Source organism: Roseimicrobium sp. ORNL1, from assembly GCF_011044495.1.
Lineage (GTDB): Bacteria > Verrucomicrobiota > Verrucomicrobiia > Verrucomicrobiales > Verrucomicrobiaceae > Roseimicrobium.
Genome location: NZ_CP049143.1, coordinates 4,939,293 through 4,957,447, shown reverse-complemented (window position 1 = coordinate 4,957,447; position 18,155 = coordinate 4,939,293). Strand labels below are relative to the sequence as shown.

General features: G+C 60.8%; 16 protein-coding genes. 8 read left to right on the top strand and 8 right to left on the bottom strand.

Going from position 1 to position 18,155, the window contains the following annotated elements; all coding sequences use genetic code 11:
- Positions 1–34 precede the first annotated feature (34 nt).
- From G5S37_RS32370 to G5S37_RS20130, 3 genes are all read right to left on the bottom strand, one after another.
- A complete protein-coding gene (locus G5S37_RS32370) occupies positions 35–3,571 on the bottom strand; it encodes a von Willebrand factor type A domain-containing protein (protein ID WP_206026074.1) in 3,537 nt (1,178 codons plus the stop codon).
- 81 nt (positions 3,572–3,652) lie between these two features.
- Positions 3,653–4,186 carry a sigma-70 family RNA polymerase sigma factor gene (locus G5S37_RS20135; protein ID WP_206026073.1) on the bottom strand — a complete coding sequence of 178 codons (534 nt, stop codon included), beginning with the start codon at positions 4,184–4,186 and terminating at the stop codon, positions 3,653–3,655.
- 244 nt (positions 4,187–4,430) lie between these two features.
- The gene (locus G5S37_RS20130; protein ID WP_165206235.1) at positions 4,431–5,570 is read right to left on the bottom strand and encodes a PH domain-containing protein; all 1,140 of its coding nucleotides are present in this window, start codon (positions 5,568–5,570) and stop codon (positions 4,431–4,433) included.
- 144 nt (positions 5,571–5,714) lie between these two features.
- On the opposite strand from G5S37_RS20130, the gene G5S37_RS20125 reads away from it, so the two are divergent.
- Positions 5,715–7,190, top strand: a complete 1,476-nt coding sequence (locus G5S37_RS20125; protein WP_165206234.1) for a family 10 glycosylhydrolase — start codon at positions 5,715–5,717, stop codon at positions 7,188–7,190.
- A 373-nt stretch (positions 7,191–7,563) separates the two neighbouring features.
- Here G5S37_RS20125 and G5S37_RS20120 read toward each other — a convergent pair whose 3' ends face one another.
- Positions 7,564–7,905, bottom strand: coding sequence for a DUF6717 family protein (locus G5S37_RS20120; protein WP_165206233.1), 342 nt, complete (start codon positions 7,903–7,905; stop codon positions 7,564–7,566).
- 536 nt (positions 7,906–8,441) lie between these two features.
- On the opposite strand from G5S37_RS20120, the gene G5S37_RS20115 reads away from it, so the two are divergent.
- The 6 genes from G5S37_RS20115 to G5S37_RS20090 all read left to right on the top strand — a co-directional run bounded on the left by G5S37_RS20115 (position 8,442) and on the right by G5S37_RS20090 (position 14,086).
- Positions 8,442–9,533, top strand: a complete 1,092-nt coding sequence (locus tag G5S37_RS20115; protein WP_165206232.1) for an NUDIX domain-containing protein — start codon at positions 8,442–8,444, stop codon at positions 9,531–9,533.
- A 68-nt stretch (positions 9,534–9,601) separates the two neighbouring features.
- On the top strand, positions 9,602–9,967 hold the full coding sequence (locus tag G5S37_RS20110; RefSeq protein ID WP_165206231.1) for a dihydroneopterin aldolase: 366 nt from the start codon (positions 9,602–9,604) through the stop codon (positions 9,965–9,967).
- A 102-nt stretch (positions 9,968–10,069) separates the two neighbouring features.
- Positions 10,070–10,660: a sigma-70 family RNA polymerase sigma factor gene (locus G5S37_RS20105; RefSeq protein WP_165206230.1), complete on the top strand. Its 591-nt coding sequence runs from the start codon at positions 10,070–10,072 to the stop codon at positions 10,658–10,660.
- A gap of 56 nt (positions 10,661–10,716) precedes the next feature.
- Complete coding sequence (locus G5S37_RS20100; protein ID WP_165206229.1) at positions 10,717–11,211, top strand: hypothetical protein; 495 nt, start codon at positions 10,717–10,719, stop codon at positions 11,209–11,211.
- A gap of 531 nt (positions 11,212–11,742) precedes the next feature.
- Entirely contained in the window at positions 11,743–13,359 is a 1,617-nt protein-coding gene (locus G5S37_RS20095; RefSeq protein ID WP_165206228.1) for a glyoxal oxidase, read from the top strand.
- A gap of 58 nt (positions 13,360–13,417) precedes the next feature.
- Complete coding sequence (locus G5S37_RS20090) at positions 13,418–14,086, top strand: hypothetical protein (RefSeq protein ID WP_165206227.1); 669 nt, start codon at positions 13,418–13,420, stop codon at positions 14,084–14,086.
- Between the two features lie 23 nt (positions 14,087–14,109).
- Here G5S37_RS20090 and G5S37_RS20085 read toward each other — a convergent pair whose 3' ends face one another.
- Complete coding sequence (locus tag G5S37_RS20085; protein ID WP_165206226.1) at positions 14,110–14,562, bottom strand: hypothetical protein; 453 nt, start codon at positions 14,560–14,562, stop codon at positions 14,110–14,112.
- Positions 14,563–14,816: 254 nt separating this feature from the next.
- Here G5S37_RS20085 and G5S37_RS20080 point away from each other — a divergent pair, with 254 nt between their 5' ends.
- Positions 14,817–15,593 (top strand): PEP-CTERM sorting domain-containing protein, encoded by a 777-nt coding sequence (locus tag G5S37_RS20080; RefSeq protein WP_165206225.1) that lies wholly within the window; start codon positions 14,817–14,819, stop codon positions 15,591–15,593.
- 64 nt (positions 15,594–15,657) lie between these two features.
- Here the strand turns inward: G5S37_RS20080 and G5S37_RS20075 are convergent, their stop codons facing one another.
- From G5S37_RS20075 to G5S37_RS20065, 3 genes are read right to left on the bottom strand one after another with little or no spacing between them, the layout of a single operon-like run.
- Positions 15,658–15,909 carry a hypothetical protein gene (locus G5S37_RS20075; RefSeq protein ID WP_165206224.1) on the bottom strand — a complete coding sequence of 84 codons (252 nt, stop codon included), beginning with the start codon at positions 15,907–15,909 and terminating at the stop codon, positions 15,658–15,660.
- Entirely contained in the window at positions 15,906–16,097 is a 192-nt protein-coding gene (locus tag G5S37_RS20070; RefSeq protein WP_165206223.1) for a hypothetical protein, read from the bottom strand. The genes G5S37_RS20075 and G5S37_RS20070 overlap by 4 nt, the downstream gene beginning before the upstream one ends.
- A gap of 43 nt (positions 16,098–16,140) precedes the next feature.
- The gene (locus tag G5S37_RS20065) at positions 16,141–17,997 is read right to left on the bottom strand and encodes a toprim domain-containing protein (protein ID WP_165206222.1); all 1,857 of its coding nucleotides are present in this window, start codon (positions 17,995–17,997) and stop codon (positions 16,141–16,143) included.
- Positions 17,998–18,155: the final 158 nt, after the last annotated feature.

The window sequence follows — 18,155 nt, the reverse complement described above, 5'->3', positions numbered from 1 at the left end:
TTGAGAAAGGATTGCCGTCACCTTTGATGGATGATTATTCCCGCCCTTCCATCAGCCCGCGTGCCTTATCGATGAGTTGCAGGAACTCTCCGCGGTAGCCCATGGGGTCTTCACCTTTACCGCGCAGGGAGAGGGCGCGGACCATGTCCCAGGTGAGTTCGCCGGAGTACTGGGAGTTGCGCAGCATCATGCCGAAGCCGGTGACGCCTGCGGCGAAGACGAAGTCCTGCGGTGCATCACCCATGGTCTGTCCCTTGTCCGTCACAGGTACTTCGAGGAGCTGGCTCTTGTCGCCCTCGGGGTGCTTGTAGCGGAGCTTCACGGTCATGGTTTCCTTGCTGGGGGTGCCGCCAGGGATGACGGGCGCAGCGGCGGGTGTTTCAGCGGGCACGGCAGGCTTGGGGGCGTACTTGAGTTCATCCACCATGGGACGTCCGTCCGGCGTGGTCATGCCTGCGCCCACGGGAACGATCTCATACAAGGCGGTCACGGTATGGCCTGCGCCGATTTCACCAGCGTCTTTGCGGTCGTTGTTGAAGTCCTCCTTCGCCAGCGCGCGGTTTTCATAACCGAGCAGGCGATAGGCGGCGACCTGGCCGGGATTGAACTCCACCTGAATCTTCACGTCCTTGGCGATGGTCACCAGCGTGGCATTCATCTGGTCCACCAGGACTTTGCGCGCTTCGCTGAGGGAGTCGATGTAGGCGTAGTTGCCATTCCCCTTGTCCGCGAGGGTCTCCATGGTGCGGTCCTTGAGATTGCCGGTGCCGTAGCCGAGCACGCTGAGGAAGACACGGCTCTTTGCCTTTTCCGCGATGAGCTTTTCCAGTTCCTCAGGTGAGCTGATGCCCACATTGAAGTCGCCATCGGTGCACAGGATCACACGATTCACGCCTTCTTGGACGAAGTTTTCCGCGGCCTGCTGGTAGGCCATGCGGATACCACCGGCGCCATTGGTGGAGCCACCGGCATCGAGGTTGTCGATGGCGTTGATGATTTTCTTGCGTTCGCTGCCCGGGGTGGAGGAGAGCTTCACCCCGCTCTCACCTGCATAGGTGACGATGGCCACGCGGTCGGTGTCCTTGAGTTGCTCCGTGAGCATGCGCAGGGACTGCTTCACCAGCGGCAGCTTGTCCGGCTGGTCCATGGAGCCGGAGACATCCACGAGGAAGACGAAGTTCGCCGCGCCACGGTCCTTGCGAACCTCACGTCCCTTCAGCGCGATGCGTGCGAGGCGGTGCATGGGCTGCCAGGGCGCCTCCGCCATGTCCACGGTCACGGAGAAGGGCGAGCCGTCTTCCGCTGGCGGTTCATACGTGTAGGGGAAGTAGTTGATGAGCTCTTCCAGACGCACGGCATCCGCCGGTGGGCGCTGTCCCTTGTTCAGGAAGCGGCGCACATTGGCGTAGCTCGCGGTATCCACATCGATGGAGAAGGTGGACAGCGGCTGCTGCGCGACCTGCAGGAAGGGGTTTTCGTAGATGGGCGTGTAGGTTTCGCCGCTGGGATTGCGGATGTCCCTCTGGCGGGCGCGCGCATCCAGATCCTTCGCCTTGTCCCGGAGGTCTTTGATGCGCTCCGCTGTGGTCTGTTGCAAATCCTCCAGCCTTTCCAGCTCAGGAATGAGCGGCGAGGTGGACTCGGCAGGGAGACTTTTTACCGTGACAGGCGGCACATAGGGAGCTGACGCTGCCGGGGCGCGAGTGGATGCGCCCGCAGTATTCGAGGCAAGCATAGGGTCATCATATTCACCTACAGGTTCGGCCCGGTATGGGCTCGCCGCGAGCTGGTTTGCAGAGGCCAGTGAGGCGGCAGGCACTGCATCCGCGGGCATGGCTGAGTCACCGAGAGCCAGAGACCCCGTGGCCGCGGGAGCGGCAGGGGCGGCAGGGGCGGCTGCCGAAACATAGGCGCCGTCCTTCGTCATGGCGGGTCGCGCCGCGGCTGCCGCAGGGGAAGATGAAGGTGCAGGGGCAAGGGGAGCGTTGCCAACCAAGGTGCCTACATTGGGTTGCAACTTCACGCCGCCACTGCCAGCGATGGCGCCTTTGGGGGCCGTGGGGGCAATGGTGGGTTCACGCGCTGCTACGTCCGCTCTCCATCCGGGAACCAATTCCTTTTTCGTCTCTCTCCGCTTGTAGTGCTCTGTCCCTGGTGCTGGCGCTGCCGCTGTGGAGGACGTTCCCATCGTGATGGCTCCGCTCGTTGTCACCGTAGTCTCATCGGGGGCAGGTGTTGCCGGAGCACCGTTCGCCGCGATGATTCTTCCTGCTGTGATGGTCGTTCCACCAGAGTAGGTATTCACCGGTTCGCCTGCAATGGGGGTGCCTCCGCTCGAGGGGCCGGATAGGGTGAGTGAGCCCGCACCGACCTTGCTCATGCCCGTGGTGCCCTGATCGTTATACGCCGTGCCCATTGTGGGCGTGGCATCGAGCGCAGGCGCTTGGATGAGCGAAGAGCGGCCATTCATATCGCCGCTATTGTTGAAGGTGCTGGCAAGACCGCCATCGACAGGACTCATGGTCCTGCTTTCGTCAGGCAAGATGCCCGCGCCGAAGATGCCGGTGGCAAGGCCCGGGCCAAAGGGTGCGGTGCCGGCAGGAGGCGGCAGTGAAGGAGTCGCACTCGGGGAGAGGTTCAGCTTGGGCTCGTTGAGATCCACGTACCCTTGTGCTGGAGTTGACCAGGCGTTGGACGTGTCGGCTTCTGCCACGGCAGGGGTGCCCGCGAAACTGAATCCCTCAGGGGTGAACTGATAGCGCTGCAAAGGACGTGCTGCGCCGATATCAATGCCGCGGCTGGCAATGTCCGCAGAGCCGGACACGCGACCCAAGGAACTCACTCCATTGAGGTCGCTGCTCATGGCTTCCGGCACACCGGCAGCCGCGGTCGTCTGCTGCAAGGCCAACTCGGATCCATCGAGCGACTGCGGCATCAGCAAGGTGGGTGATGCTGGCGCTCCGGCCTTGGGCAGCGGCAGCAGGGCATTGGTCTCTGCATCACGGACGGTGGGGGAATTCGCCGCCACCAGCGCGGGCGTTTCGGGCTTGCCGGGAGCGGGAGTCTGGCCGGATGCCACCACTGGCCTGCCGGCCTTTTCAAACTTCACGCGTACATCTTCCGCCGTGCCCCTGCCATTGTTGCGCTCTGCCAGACGCTTCTCCACGAGGAGTTTCACCTGTTCCGTGGCGGGTGCGGGCTGTTTGTCTTTCAGGGGAACGTACCGTTTGTCATTCAGATTGATCACCAGCATCACCGTCGTGCAGGCCGCGATGGCCGTGGGCACGAGGAAGGCCGGATGCCGCCAGATGGAGCGCTCGGCTTTCTTTGCCTGCGGCTGGAGTTGCGGTTGTGTGTCCGCGCTGAATTCGCGTAGCACACGCACGCGCTGCTCCGTGGTGAGCGCCTCTTTGTCCGCATCGGCGACCTCGTCGTGGAGCAGGGCGCAGAACTTGCGCATCTCCTCCGCTTCCACGCGCAGGGCGGGATTGGTCTCCATCTCAGCCTCCAGGGCGGCGCGCTCATCAGGCGGCAGCTCATTCAGGGCGTAGGCGGTTAGTTTCGCATTCATGGCTTTCAGGGGAAAATGGGATGTATCAGAAATAGATAGGGTGGGATGCAGTGTGCGGTCTCGCTGTTGCTCTCGCTCTCGTCATGCATTCAGGGCGAGCCAGCGCTCTCTTAGTGTGGTGACTCCCAGGTGGATGAGCGTGCCCACATTTCCCACGCTCGTCTTCAGCACCTCGCTGATTTCCTTGTAGCTCAGCCCGCTTTCGAATTTCAGCTTCACGGCCTCGCGCTGCTTGTCCGGCAGCTGGTCGATCCACCGGTTGATCTGGCCGCTGGTTTCCTGTTCCTCCAGGACGTCCGCCGGAGTCGGGGCGTTGGAGGTTTCCATGTCGAGCACGTCGTTTTCCATGGGAATGATGCGGTTGAATTTTCGCTGATGATCCAGGGCGCGGTTCCGGCAGACTGTGAAGAGCCACGGTGCCAGCCTCTCGCGATCCAGCGTGTCCAGGCTCTGGCTCAGCCGGATGAAGACGTCCTGGGCGATGTCACGCGCCTGACTCAAGTCTCCCACGATGCCGATGGCGTAGCGGATGAGGGGTTTCTCATACCGGTCCAGGGCTGCAAGGAGGAAGGCGTGGTCGGGGTCGCGACTGCTCATGAAGGCTTCGGTGGGCATCACGGATGGAGTTGCGATGTCTTGGGAAAAAAGTGGAGAAAGGCCGATAAGGGCCAACAGACGCCTCAAGTCATGTGCGAGGTTTGTCCTGTTTCAGTAATAGCCACAAAAGAACGCAAAGAGCACAAAAGAATGAAGCCTCATGGTTGCATGGGATGCCGACAAGGGGACAAGAACTGCGTCAGGCTTTTTTGAGTTCTTTGCGTTCTTTTGCGGCCAATCTCATCCGGCATGCATGCATGCATCACTTCTGCATCTCGCGCACCAGTTCCTTGATGGCATGGGGACGGTGCACGTCCCTGAAATAGACCTCCGGTCCTGAGCTGACGGACGAATCGAAGCGCACATTTCCCATGCCCAGCAGCGCGCGCCAGCCGCCTTGTTGCACGTCGATGGACCGGATGTCGCGGATGCGCACCTCGCGGGTGTTCCGACCGAGCACGCCATATTCCATTTCCACCCGCCGCGTGGTGACGATGTAGGCGCAGGTAAAGCGGTCCAGTCCCACGAAGAGCAGAATCAATCCCGCCACGGACCCAAAGAGCAGTACCCACTCCAGGCCGAACTGCATGCGGTGTGATACCACTGCACTGATGATCAACAGGAGGAGCGCGAGCAGGGACTTCGGATACGCCAGCCAGCTCGGGTGGCCCTGGTAGAGCGTTTCCTCCGGTCCGCGCTCCTCGGGGTAAAAAGTCTCCACCGGGCCCAGCTGTGCCCGCATCATGCCGCCATACGGATGCCCGGGTCTCCATTCCTGGACCGGAGTTGTGGACGCGGGGGCAGGGGTGGGGGGCCTCAGATGCTGTGCCGGGGCATCGGGATGGCCTTCTTCCTCGGCATCTTCATCTTCATCTTCATGATGGTAGTCTTCGGCACGCTCGTCGAGCAACGCATCGTCGAGGTCATCTTCATCCTCAAAGGTGGCGTCGTCGTCCTGCTCTTCTTCTTCGTCGTCATCACCGGCATCATCACGCTGCTGCTGGTAGGCGCGTTCCTCACGGGAGGTCGTGCGCCGTTGAGAGGGTGGGCGGAAGTCCGTCTCCGGTCGCGGCAGGGGTGTATCCGCGCGGAACTCGTGATTGGGCGGCAGTTGCGGACGGGGTGCCATGTTGCCGCATCCACTACCAGCGCTACCGCTGCCGCTGTTGGTGCCGCTGGCGGAGCTGCTGCCCGTGCTGCGGCTCGGCATGATGGTCACGTCCGGGTAGGGCATGGCCAGCAGGTCCCCGAGGAGGTGGCCGTGTCCTGTTTCATCATCCAGGACCATGTCACTCCGGCTGAGTGTGCCGGCGACGAGCATCGCGCGCAGATCATTCTTGCTGTACACATCCTTCAGGGTCGGATGGTCAGGCAGAAAGTAGCGAGCATTGGCGGAGGCCATGGCGGGGCGTGGTGAAACAACGCGGGCAGGCGGTGTCCAGCGTATACAAGACAAAATGCGAAACCCGCCCGCATGTCCATTCCTTACTTCTCAAAACCAAAAGGCCTTTTGCTATTGGCGCGCATGCTGGCATCTTGCGCGCCCATGTTGTCTGCCCGCCTTTCGTTGATCGCGCTGTCAGTGCTCTGTCTCGCCGGAGTGTGCTCCGCCCAGATGGAACCGCCGCCCGAGCCGCTGCGCGAATTCCGCGGCGCGTGGGTGGCCACGGTGCGCGGCATCGACTTTCCCTTCGAGCCCGGCGACCCCACGCCGAAGCAGCAGGCGGAGCTGGTGGAGATTTGCAACAAGGCCGCCGCGCTGAAGCTGAATGCCCTCATCTTCCAGGTGCGCCCGGCGGGGGATGCGGTGTACAAGTCCGACATCGAGCCGTGGTCGCCCTGGCTGACCAACGCCATGGGCAAGGCCCCGGACCCGATGTGGGACCCGCTGGAGTTCTTCATCAAGGAAGCGCACAAGCGGGGCATCGAACTGCATGCGTGGTTCAATCCCTTCCGCGCTTTGAGCGGTCCGAAGTACAAGGGCGCGAAGAACCACATCAGCCTCACGCACCCGGAGTGGTGCTGGCAGTACGGGGAAAATCTGTGGATGGACCCCGGTGAGCCCGGCGTGCGCGCCCGTAGCCTGGAGGTCATGCTGGATGTGACCCGCCGCTATGATGTGGATGGCATCCACATGGATGATTACTTCTATCCCTATCCCATTGATGTGAAGGGCTCGCAGGTCCCCTTTCCGGATGGCAGGGCGTGGAAGAAGTACCAGGACTCCGGCGGCACCCTGAGCCGCTCCGACTGGCGGCGGGATAATGTGAACACGTTTGTGCGCGACCTGTACGCGGGTGTGAAACGCGAGAAGCCCTGGGTGCGAGTGGGCATCAGCCCCTTCGGCCTGTGGCGGCCCGGATATCCGGAGGGCATGGGGAAGGGCGCGCTGGACCCGTATGAGGCGCTCGCGGCGGACTCGCTGAAGTGGCTGCAGAGCGGTTGGGTGGACTACTTTGCGCCGCAGCTCTACTGGCCAATCGAGCAAAAAAACCTGAGCTTCATCGGCTTCTTCGACTGGTGGCTCTCGCAGAATACCGCCCAGCGCCACATCTGGCCCGGCATGGCCTCCGAGCGTGTGCTGAAGGACCGGCAGCCTGCGGAAATCCTGCGCCAGATCAGCCACACGCGGAACCGCATCAAGTACATGCCGCCCGGGCACATTCACTGGAACTTCACGGCGCTGAAGAAGAACCTCGGCACCCTGGCAGACCTCTGCGGTGATCGTGCTTATCAGGACTATGCCATCGTACCCTCTGCCTCCTGGCTGGGGAAGGACAAGCCCGCCGCGCCGGAACTGAAGGTGGAGAATGGCAAGGCGCAGTGGCAGTACACCGATGCGCGGATGGATTCCTATGTGCGCTGGTGGTTTGTGCAATTCTACGATGGCACCCAGTGGATCTCCGTTCGCTCCTTCCCCGTGGAGGAGAAGTCCATCGACATGCCCAAAGGCGCTCAAGCTATTGCTGTGCGCGCCATCACCCGCACGGGCATTGCGGGGGATGTGGCGGTGAGGCGGTGAGTTGGGTGTGGGGCGGGATGACGTGCTTGGGATTCAACACGGAGACACGGAGACGCAGAGGAATTTTTGGAGGTGAGCTGCGGGAGCCTGAGGAGCTATTCAATCCCAACGTGAAGCGATGCGCATTTCAAAAGGAGCGTGGACACTCTTGTCCGCCGCCCCTGACGCAAATCGTTCTTTCATTTGGCAGGCAAGGCCACCTTCTGCCAACTGCTCCAGAGGCGTCATCAGTCGCTTCTACACGAGGGAGGTTGCTGCGCAGCAGAACGGCGGACAAGAGTGTCCACGCTCCTTTGCGCAACCCTTCGCTCCCCGTACAAAGACCCTTTTCAACTGTTGATGGTACTGTCCTGCCCAGTCTTTGGGCCGTCCCCTACTTCGCCGAGGCCTTCACGTAGATCTCCTTGGGAGCTTCTTCAAAATACTTGAAGAGCGCAGGACAGAGCCAGCCTTCCATGTTGCGCTCGGGCCATGTGTACCAGTTCCCGCTGAACTCGGGTCGATTCCAAACGAACCTCGCTGAGTATCCGGGGAAGGGGTCCAGGGAGAATACGAGCCGGAAACCATTCGCTGCATCGGGGATGTCTTCGGTGAGTACATCCAGGATGGTGTCTGCTCCGCTCACGAACGGTTCCTGCACGAGGCCCACGCTGGGATCATCAAAGACCCAGATGCCTTCATATTTGTAGGGGGCGATGACGAAGAGGGAGTTCATTGGGGGCGGGTGCGATTCGCTTCTTTCATTGCACATGTGTCGTGTAAAATCAATCGATGACCAGATGTGGCCATGCTATGCGGCAGTTATGATGATAAACGACGATTACAGATGACGGAGCGCTTTGCGTCTTGGAGTGCGGTGGCAAGCTTCAAGCGCGACACCGCTTTGAACGAAGGAATTTCGTTCTGCAGTCCTGGGGGACTCCAGCAGAGTTCAGCATCTGAAGCTTCCCAATGGGAGAGCATGTTGGGACTTGGACCGTGATTCTGCTCTCTGATGCTCTTTATCTCCGTTCAAAGCGGTGTCGCGCCTTAGCGCTTGCCACCGCACTCCAAGACGCAAAGCGCAGATCATTATTGGAGAAGTGTGTTGATCGCCTTTTCTTTGCTAGATGCCTTAAGCAATCGGCTGCATGGAAACTTAAGCCGCTCTTAAACGCCTTCTCACTTTGCTCCGCGCCATCCCTCTTCATATTCCATCCCTTCTCTTCCTCTTTCGTCTTCGTCCTCGCACCACGCCTCCTCACTTCCTGAATGATCCGCAATCTCATCTTCGACTGGTCCGGCACGCTGGCAGATGATCTCGCCGGCGTGCTGCATGCGACCAATGGGGTGCTGGTGCATCATGGGCGCGAGGCGCTGAGCCGGGAGGAATTCCGCGCCACCTTCCGCCTGCCGTACACCGAGTTCTACAAGGAGATGCTACCGGATGCCGAGCTGGAGGTGGTGAAGGAGCTCTACATGGCGCACTTCCCCGCGGACCCTGCCGTGGTCCCGCTGCTGCCGCATGCACGCGAGTTCCTGCAGTATGCCGCTGCCACGGGGCGTCGCATCGTGCTGCTGAGCAGCGCGCCTGAGGAGCACTTCGAGGCCCAGGCTCGCGCGAATGGCGTGCGCGATTTCTTTGAGGACGCTTTCTGCGGCGTGGTGGATAAGCGCGAAGGCATCCGCCTGCTGCTGGAAAAGCATGGCATGGCTGCGGAGGAGAGCGCCTTCATCGGGGACATGCGGCATGACATCGAGTCCGCGCACTCCGCCGGTGTCTTGAGCATCGCCACCTGCACCGGGTATGAGAGCGCCACCGTGCTGATGCAGGCGCATCCGGATGTATTGGTGCCGGACCTTTCCCGCCTGCCACGGCTTCTCGGCGGCTGGCATGTGCAGCTCGCGAATCACGGCAGTCACTTTCCCGTGGCCACCGTGGGCGCGCTCATCACGAATCATCGCGGCGAAGTCCTGCTCATGCGCACGCACAAGTGGAGCCACCGCTGGGGCATCCCGGGTGGCAAGATCAAGCGTGGCGAATCCTGTGAGGAAGCCCTGCGCCGCGAGGTGAAGGAAGAGACTGACCTCGACCTGGGGGAGGTGACCTTCGTCATGGTGCAGGATTGCGTGGAGCCGCCCGAGTTCATGCGCAGCGCCCATTTCTTGCTGCTCAATTACACCGCCCAGTGCTCCGCATCCGAGCCCGAAGTCGTACTCAATGATGAGGCCGAGGCCTTCCAGTGGCTCCCGTGGGCCGATGCTCTCCGGATGGAGTTGAACATTCCCACCCGCGTGCTCATGGAGGAGATGGAGCGCCGTGGTCTCAACCCCGCCCAGATGGTGCACATCCCTTCGCTCTGAAGGCCCTCAGTCTCAGGCTATCAACTATCGACCCTCAACTATCAACTATCAACTCTTCAGATTTCCCCATGTCTGGCGACGAAATTCACATCCTTGGCCTGGAAATGCCGGTTCGCATCGGTGTGCCGGAGGCCGAGCGCGCGGCCTGGCAGACCGTCAGTGCGGACATCACTGTCACTTTAGCCTGTGCATTTGACAAAATGCATGATGAACTCAGTGATACCCTCGACTATGAACGCGCCGCCAATGAAGCCACCGCCCTGGCGGCTTCGCGTCCCCGTCAGCTCCTTGAAACGCTGGCAGCGGACCTCGTGGGCCACTTTTTGCAAGATGAGCGCGTTCGTGCGGTGGAAGTCCTTCTCCGCAAACGTATCCTACCCCATACTGATGCCGTGGCTGTCCGCATGCGCCGGGAACGTCCCGGGACGCGCTAAGCGGACCGTTGCGGCGCGATTGCATCTGTAAGAAACACTTGCGCGGGGGTGGCCTCGCATGTTTCTCTAACTCGGTGCCCGCGCTCCCACGCGGGAATGGCGATGTCAGACCGTCCTCTCAACCCAGACCCCGACCAGGAACTCGTAGCGCGCGCCCAAACTGGGGACACGCGGGCTTTCGACGATCTGGTGAGGAAGTACACGCCGAAATTATACGGACTGGTGTACAACATGACCAGCAACCGCGATGACACCGCGGACCTGCTGCAGGACATCTTTGCGAAGGCCTACCGCTCCCTGAAGCGCTTTCAGGGGAAGAGCACCTTCTACACGTGGATCTACTCCATCAGCGTGAACATGACGCTGAATTTCCTGAAAAAGCGGAACCGTCATACCAAGCTCAGCCTGGATGACGTGGACAGCGGCATCCAGAATGACCCTGATTTCATCAAACTCACTTCAGGCGGGAATCCCCTGAAGGACGTAAACATCCACGAACTCCAGAAACGTTTGAACGAGGCCATGATGAAGCTGTCTGAAGACCACCGGACCGTAGTGACCCTCTACGACATCCAAGGTCTTCAACATGCTGAAATCAGCAAGATCCTGGGAGTCAGCGAGGGGACCGTGCGTTCCCGCCTGTTCTACGCCCACAGGCAGTTGCAAAATTTCCTTGAAGAGTTCCGACAATAGATGAAAAACAAAACCGCCGTGGAGAGTAGAAACGCGTTAGCAGGGAAGATCATACCATGAGTGACTTCGAAGACATCCAGCGACTCATTCGACTCAAGCGTCACGAGCAGCCACCACCCGGTTTCGTGGACGATTTTGTAGGTCGACTCCAGCATCGGCAGCGTGCCGAATTGCTTCAACAGTCCGCCCGGGGCCTTCTCTGGGAGCGAATCAACACCTACTTTGAAGGTCTTTTCGCTCCCAAATGGGGCTTTGCTGGCGCCACGGTGATGGCGCTGGTGGCTGTGTTCTTCATCTTCAAACCCGCCTCCTCAAGCCAGCGCGGATTTGAAGTGACCAGGGTCAACTACAGTGAAGGTGTGGAGCCCATCTCTCAAGCGGAGGTGAGCCGGTACCTGACCTCGCAGCGCCAGCTCATGTCCCAGCACTATCAAGGTGGCTTCGGAGATGAGACCATTGCGGACCAGGACAACAGCTACAGCCTTCCCCCCATCACCCAGCAATCCCAAGGCGGTCTCCTGCCTGCCGGATTCCAGGAGGACATGCGGTAAGGAGGCAGGCGAGCTGCCGGAGAATTTTCCAAATAATCACGAAGCGAGAAAGCGGACCTGCGGGTCCGCTTTCTTGTTTTGAGCATGGACTCCGTTGGGTGAGCAGATGCCTTTCGCGGTGATCGATGGTGCATATTCGAAGCAGTTCCGTGGACTACGCCCTTCAAGGCAAACGCCCTTCCACCAAAAAGGCGGTAGGGATGCGCTCCTGCGCGTCCGACTTCAGGCGGGCGGAGGTGGTGTGGAACTGCGGCACGAAACGGCCTCGCCACGTGGCATTCCCCTCCGCCTCCGCCCGCCATCTACGGACGCGCAGGAGCGCGTCCCTACCGTCCCATTTTGTGGAGGGGCGTTAAGATGCATAGCCAATGGTGCCTCAGGGGCTCGAGGGTGTGTTCGTTTCGACGATGCACTCGCTGGCTGTTGTCACTCCGGCACAACCTTGCTCTAAAGGAACTCGCATTCTGATTCCAAAACGACGGGCGGGTGGTTTTTGCATGGACTGGCACGACGCATGCGCGATTTTGAGGCATGGACACTTCCGTGCTCCCGCCATTGCGCATTTGGTCGGGTCGTGTTCGTGTGCTGGCGCTGTGCGTGGCATTTTCTGGAATGTGGCTCGGTGGTGAACGTGCTGCCCTTGCCCAAGCGGACCCGGCGCAGGTCGGCAGGTGGGACCCCGACCTCATCAAGTGGCCGAATGTGGGCATCCACCTCAGTGTCCTGCCGGATGGGAAGGTGCTCTTCTGGGGGCGGCGCGACTGGAACGCGGATGCCACTGCTGCTGTGGAGGGTCTGGACCCACACCACACGACGCCTTTTGTGTGGGACCCGGCGAATCCCAACGCTCCCGCCGTGCCGGTGCCGGACCCACTCCTGCATGGCGGGCCAGAGGAGGTGAATCTCTTCTGCTCAGGGCACACCTTCCTCCCAGACGGCAGACTCATGGTGGTGGGCGGGCACATTGAAGACAGCAAGGGCTCCCACAAGGTGCGTGTGTTCAACTGGAAGAACTCCAAGTGGACCAAGGAGGAGCCCATGGGCGAACCTGGACAAGGGGGCCGCTGGTATCCCACGGTGGTGACACTGCCGAACGGCGACGTCCTCACGCTCGGCGGACAGGACCAGAACAAGAACTTCAACCCGCTGCTCCAGGTGCTGCGCAACAATGGCCAGTGGGACACGCTGACCGGGGCGAACTTCGAAGGACTACCCTACTATCCCTGGATGTACGTGCAGCCGGATGGCCGCCTCTTCCTCGCAGGCTGGTCACGACCCCGCCAGACCCAGTGGCTGGATGTGAATGGCGAAGGGGACTGGGAACCACTCGGCGAGTTCAATGGCACGGATCGCGAGTATGGCAGCTCCGTCATGTATGACGTGGGCAAGATACTCATCACCGGCGGTGGCATTCCCGGGCAGCGCAGTGCGGAAATCATCGACCTCACCGTGCCCAATCCCCAGTGGCAATTCACCGGGCAGATGATGATTGGCCGGCGTCATCACAATGCCACCCTCCTGCCAGACGGCACCGTGCTCATCACTGGCGGCACCAGTGGCAACGGCGGACCGAACAATGGATTCAATGATGTGAATACGCCCGTGAAAACAGCAGAGCTGTGGACACCACCGCCGCCGGGCGCACCTGCGAGTGCCGGACAGTTCATGGCCATGGCGGCAGAGAAGGAGTCCCGCCTGTACCACTCCGCTGCCGTGCTGCTGGCGGATGGGCGCGTGCTGAGCGCTGGCGGTGGTGAGTATCGTCCCATCGATGGTGGTGATCCCAATGAGCCACAGCACAGCCTGAGGAATGCACAGATTTTCTCGCCGACGTATCTTTTCAAAGGAAACCGCCCCGTCATTACCAGCGCGCCGGAGGAGGTGGCGTACAATGTGGAGTTCGACGTAGGCACCGCGCAGCCGCCTGGTGTGATACGGCGTATCAGCCTGGTGCGGCTCTCCTCCGTGACGCATGCGCACAATCAGGGGCAGCGCATCAATTTCCTGACCTTCACCGTGCAGGGCAATCAACTGAAGGTGCGCTCACCCGCGAATGCCAATGTGTGCCCACCGGGTCACTACCTCATGTTCATCCTCAATGAAGTCGGTGTGCCTTCCGTGGCGAAGGTGGTGCGGGTGCATCCCTGAAGAAAGACAACAGTCCACGGCGGCATGAAGCCGAATCCCCCATATTCCTCATCTCACCATGAAGACGCCTGCCCACCGAGCCTGCCGGATGATGTGTGTGTGTTTGTTTCTGCTCCTGGCTTCTCTCTTCGCAGGGAGCAGTCTCAGCCTCGTCCACGCGGATGAACTGACTGACCCATCCTGCCTGGAAGTGGTGGTGGGCATCACGCCGAACTGTCCCTACGGCATGAAGTCCTGCTGGCCGAACGCCAAGGCCGCCTTCGAACGTGTGAGCCTGGTGAAGCACATCGGCGATGTGGACTACTACAACTGCACCGCGAGCCTGCTGATGAAGGAACCCGGCCTGCCAGATGTGGAGAAGCTGCGGAAGGAGTTCACCGATTTGATGGGTGGAAACTATTTCATGCGCGGCATCGAGATCACCCTGAAGGGCACGCTCGAACTGAAGGACGGAATCTTGCACCTGACCTCCGAGACCCCTGCACTGAGTATCCCGCTCGCGAAGCTGGAGCACAAGCTCCAGTGGAACTACCACAAGCAACGTGCCCGTGGTCCCGAGGATGAAGAGCGCGCTGCCTACCAGGAACTGCTGGAGAAGGTGACCACCGCCAGCGCGAACAAAATCAAAGTCGCCGTCACCGGTCCCCTCTACACCTCCGCTCCAGGTGCCGCCCCCGTGCTGGAAGTGCGAGAATACCTGGAGCTCAAGAGCGCGGCTGGCTACTGACTCACTCTGCGCCCTGCGCACCATCATGCGGGGCTCTCCTCGGGAACGTACCCTGCCATATAAAACAAAGTCACCACGCCAAGGGCGACGGCAAGAATGCCGGCGAAAAACAACAGGCTGATGCCGATGACGGCCCCCCACGAGCCGAGACGGCCGCCACCCGCGAGATGCTGATCGATGATGGGCCCATGTGCCCCCTTCACGGCCATGAAGAATCCGATGGTGTAACCAATGGGTATTCCGGAGCCTGGGAAATTATCTGGTAGAAACCACGTCACGGTGAACAGCACCACGGTGCTCACCACGCCCCATATCAGGCACTGGGTGCTGGCCGCTTTGTTCCCGAGTTGCAGGTAGTTCCGCGACCAGAACCAGCACGCCGCAAGAGGCGCACCGATGAATGCGGCCAGCGCAATCTGACCGGGTGAGTAGAGCTTCTGGTCGGTAGGAGCGGAGGCAGGCAGGGACAGCGACATGGTTATCCCATCCTCTAGAACTTTGCACGATGAGCGCAAGTGCCGGAGCGTTGGTGCACGCGTGATATTTTTTGGAGGGGGAAGGGGAAGGCCGGAGGCCCTTCGTCTCCCCGCATCCGGCATGGCAGGCTCAGGGGACTGACGTTCTACTTATGGTGAGTCGTCTTGGATTCTTGCGAATGCTGGCGCGCCTGCGGGTAACTGGAATATACGAGGGAGGGGTATGGAAATCTTTTGGGCATTGAGTGTCGAATATGTTTGAAAACCTGTCGTTACAAACGAGATGCGCGTGGGACCGTTTTCTCGTTCCCGGCCGCATCCCGGCGGCGGATGCGAAGTTCCAATCGAAAAAACTCAACTCCCCAATCATGAATCCGCGAATTCCCGCTCTCGCATGCCTCATCCTATTCGGATTTGGGCCCACCTCCGTGCGCTCTGAACTGCTCATCGTCCCGAGCTCCATCTACGCCACTCCTGGCACTTGGGGTATAGATATCGATGGAGACAACATAGAAGACGTGTATGCCCTGAATGAACTCGACAGGGTTTTCTTCCACGCTGACATCCTGGAGTTTCCCAGCACGATAGGCGCTCTCAGCCCTTTCCGCAATGCTCGTTCGACCAGCAACCCTGGCAACTTCAACAGTCTCTACACCGCACCTGCTCAAATCGTCCTTCAGCCAGCTTCGGGAAATACAAACAATGGCGACCACGGCGCCAACCCCCTGGCGCAATCGTTCGTATTGTTCCATGGAACTGCAACCGCGGTTGAAGGGTCTTATTCCGATTTCGTATCGCTGCTGGGCCTTCATGTGGAGCCACCCACATCCGGTTCGTTCGGCGTTTGGAGCAACGAGATTCACGACGACAGCTACTTTGTGTTCTACCACAATTTCGGCAGAATCGCCGCGGGTGATTCTCGCACACTGGATTATACAACAAATGTCTTCAGTGTGCCGGAACCCGGTGTGTCCTTGTTGATGACATTGGGCCTGTCGTCGGCACTTTTGAAGCGCCGTCGCCGTATTTGACGTGGATTCACCGAGTTGATGGGGCGAACCTCTGTCGTGGGCGGCATCGAGAACGCCCCGGAGGTTACGGGCCACTGACATCTTTCCTCTCCCGCATCCCGGGCACATCCACGATGGAGAAGCAGCCCTTCTGAAGCACCGTGTAGTACTTGCACTTCAGGTCCAAGAGGGAGGGGCCAATGATTTCGTACATTTCGTCTGATACCACCACGCGCACCTCGGACACTGGCACCCCCGCAGCGACTGCCGCATCCAGCACCTGACAGCGCACGGTGCGCTGCACCATCTTGATGGCTCCCTTTACCACCTTCATCATGATGCACCCCCCAGCGTTTCGGGGACATACGCGATGGCGAAGCATCCGTCATGCATCACGTTGTAGATCTCGCATGCGAGGGCATCGAACGCATCAAATAGAATGGCGTACATCTCATCCGTGACTACCAGACGGACATTCTCCGCGGGTACACCAGCCTTCCACCCGGCCGCCCGCACTTGTTCCATTATGGTGAGTCGTATTTCCAGTATGTCCTTCTCCGTCATCGGCTCAGTCGTTGTAGGGGGTGTAGCTCTTGCGTGGTTTCGCGCCGGATTTTGCGCCCGCCCCGGTCTTCGGGGTGTATCCGGGTGCATCACAGAGTGTGAAGGTGTAGCGTCGTGGGTCGAACTTCAGGTAGAAGGAATCCTCCCAGCCGGAGTCGCGCTGCTTTTCCACGGCGATTTCCGTGTCATGCAGGTCCTCCCACTCGCTGCGGGGCGCGCGGTTGCGGATGAGCGCGGCCTTCTCCGCGTTGCGGGTGATGCTCACGAGGTTGTCCGTGTTGTTGACCAGCAGGCTGCTGCCCTTCACATCGTGCTTGGTGAGTCGTGCGCCGTCCGCCAGCTTGCGCGGGTGGGCCACGAGGTGGACGTGGCTGCCGCTGGCCTTGGTGAACTCCTGCAGGTCATTGAGGAACTTGCCCTGCTCCGGGTAGTTCTCCTCCAGTCCCTCGATGCGCATGAGGGAATCGATGACGAAATGCATGGCTCCATGCCGCTGGAAGGCGAACCACATCATCTCCAGCAGGCGCTCACGTTTGATGTATCCCAGTGTATCCGCAAACATCAGGTCTGCACCCACCTGCCGCAGGAAGGCGGTGATGGTGCGCACCTCCACCAGCGGGGCCTCTGGAGGCACGCTCATGGCCAGCATCTTCGCCAGCTCCCGCTCCACGCGCACTTCCAGGGACACCACCATGGAGGTGACGCGGGAGAAGACGGCATTCATCGTGAGGAAGCGCAGGAAGGTGGACTTGCCGTTTCCCGAGACGCCGGTCCACGTGGTGACCTCCCCGGGGCGGAAGTACAGGCCCGTGTGCGGCCACTCCCCGCGGAAGAAGGGCAGGGTGAAGGGCTCCGGCTTGGGCGTCATCTCCGTGATGAGCCGCTCCTCCAGCTCATGCACCAGCACCAGTCCCTCCACGCGGGGCAGGGTGGCGCACTCCAGCCATTCGCGGGCATCATGTTCCGAGTACCCGGCGCGCAGGCAGTCATTCGCATCCTTCTCCGGCAGATGCACCGTGAGGCAGCGGTGTTTCCCCAGGCGTGCGATGGTCTGCTCCGCGATACGGCGACCCGCGCCATCCATGTCGAAGGAGATGTAGATGTTGTCGAAGGGCGCGAGGTTATCCAGCTCATACTCCAGCCACGTGCCTCCGCTGCCATTGGGGATGCTCAGCGCATTGATGCCCCACATGGCCCATGTCATGCAGTCGATTTGCCCTTCGCACAGCAGCACGGTGCGCGTCTGGTAGGCACTGCGGGAGAGGGCATGCCAGCCGAAGAGGCACGGCGCGCACTCCTTGTCCTGCCACACGCGCTTGCTCTCATGCTCCTGCGGCAGGCTGCGGTAGGAGCGGTTGATGAGCTGGTCCTCCGGGCTGTAACAGGGGAAGACGATGGCGCGGGATGCGACGCAGCCGGTGACACGGTAACGATTGATGATGGCAGGCTCCAGCTTCCGCTGATGCACGAGGTACTGCATCGCCTTGCCCTGCTCATCCAGCGGCTTCACCCCAGCCGCTTCATCATCGGGCGCTGCGCGGTACACCTTCTTCTCCCGGAAGACGGGTTCGTAGATGCCGAGGAATTCCTTCGCCTGGCGGATGGCCTCTGCGGCGGTGAGGCCGCGTGCCATGCGCCACAGGTCCACTAGGTCGCCCCTGTCCTGCTGATTCGCCCAGTCCACCCAGCGGCCTGCGTGGTCGCCAGTGAGGTGGACCTTCAGGCTGTCTCCCGCAGCGCCGGAGAGATCGCCTGCGTGCCAGTGCTGCTTCACTGCCTTGCCCCCGGGGAGGAGGAGTCGGCAGACTTCCTCCGCGCGATCCGCGAGGCGCTTGGAGATTTCGGAGACGGAGAGGTGCATGGGGGGAGTCGGTAGGTCAGTAGGTCAGTGGAGCGGTGAGCGGTGAGCGGTGAGCAGGTGGGCGGTGAGCAGGTGGGCGTTGGGTTTGCGCGGCGAGTTAGGAATTGTGTTTGTCCCGGAGGGACAGCGGCTACCAGCCGCGCTCCCTCCGGGAGCCA

Excerpts from the sequence above, each read along its gene's own strand:
- G5S37_RS20125 (WP_165206234.1), top strand. The coding sequence starts at position 5,715 with ATGTTGTCTGCCCGCCTTTCGTTGATCGCGCTGTCAGTGCTCTGTCTC.
- G5S37_RS20090 (WP_165206227.1), top strand. The coding sequence starts at position 13,418 with ATGAAGACGCCTGCCCACCGAGCCTGCCGGATGATGTGTGTGTGTTTG.
- G5S37_RS20085 (WP_165206226.1), bottom strand. The coding sequence starts at position 14,562 with ATGTCGCTGTCCCTGCCTGCCTCCGCTCCTACCGACCAGAAGCTCTAC.
- G5S37_RS20120 (WP_165206233.1), bottom strand. The coding sequence starts at position 7,905 with ATGAACTCCCTCTTCGTCATCGCCCCCTACAAATATGAAGGCATCTGG.
- G5S37_RS20110 (WP_165206231.1), top strand. The coding sequence starts at position 9,602 with ATGTCTGGCGACGAAATTCACATCCTTGGCCTGGAAATGCCGGTTCGC.
- G5S37_RS20070 (WP_165206223.1), bottom strand. The coding sequence starts at position 16,097 with ATGGAACAAGTGCGGGCGGCCGGGTGGAAGGCTGGTGTACCCGCGGAG.
- G5S37_RS20100 (WP_165206229.1), top strand. The coding sequence starts at position 10,717 with ATGAGTGACTTCGAAGACATCCAGCGACTCATTCGACTCAAGCGTCAC.
- G5S37_RS20105 (WP_165206230.1), top strand. The coding sequence starts at position 10,070 with ATGTCAGACCGTCCTCTCAACCCAGACCCCGACCAGGAACTCGTAGCG.
- G5S37_RS20115 (WP_165206232.1), top strand. The coding sequence starts at position 8,442 with ATGATCCGCAATCTCATCTTCGACTGGTCCGGCACGCTGGCAGATGAT.
- G5S37_RS20065 (WP_165206222.1), bottom strand. The coding sequence starts at position 17,997 with ATGCACCTCTCCGTCTCCGAAATCTCCAAGCGCCTCGCGGATCGCGCG.
- G5S37_RS32370 (WP_206026074.1), bottom strand. The coding sequence starts at position 3,571 with ATGAATGCGAAACTAACCGCCTACGCCCTGAATGAGCTGCCGCCTGAT.
- G5S37_RS20135 (WP_206026073.1), bottom strand. The coding sequence starts at position 4,186 with ATGCCCACCGAAGCCTTCATGAGCAGTCGCGACCCCGACCACGCCTTC.
- G5S37_RS20095 (WP_165206228.1), top strand. The coding sequence starts at position 11,743 with ATGGACACTTCCGTGCTCCCGCCATTGCGCATTTGGTCGGGTCGTGTT.
- G5S37_RS20075 (WP_165206224.1), bottom strand. The coding sequence starts at position 15,909 with ATGATGAAGGTGGTAAAGGGAGCCATCAAGATGGTGCAGCGCACCGTG.
- G5S37_RS20130 (WP_165206235.1), bottom strand. The coding sequence starts at position 5,570 with ATGGCCTCCGCCAATGCTCGCTACTTTCTGCCTGACCATCCGACCCTG.
- G5S37_RS20080 (WP_165206225.1), top strand. The coding sequence starts at position 14,817 with ATGTTTGAAAACCTGTCGTTACAAACGAGATGCGCGTGGGACCGTTTT.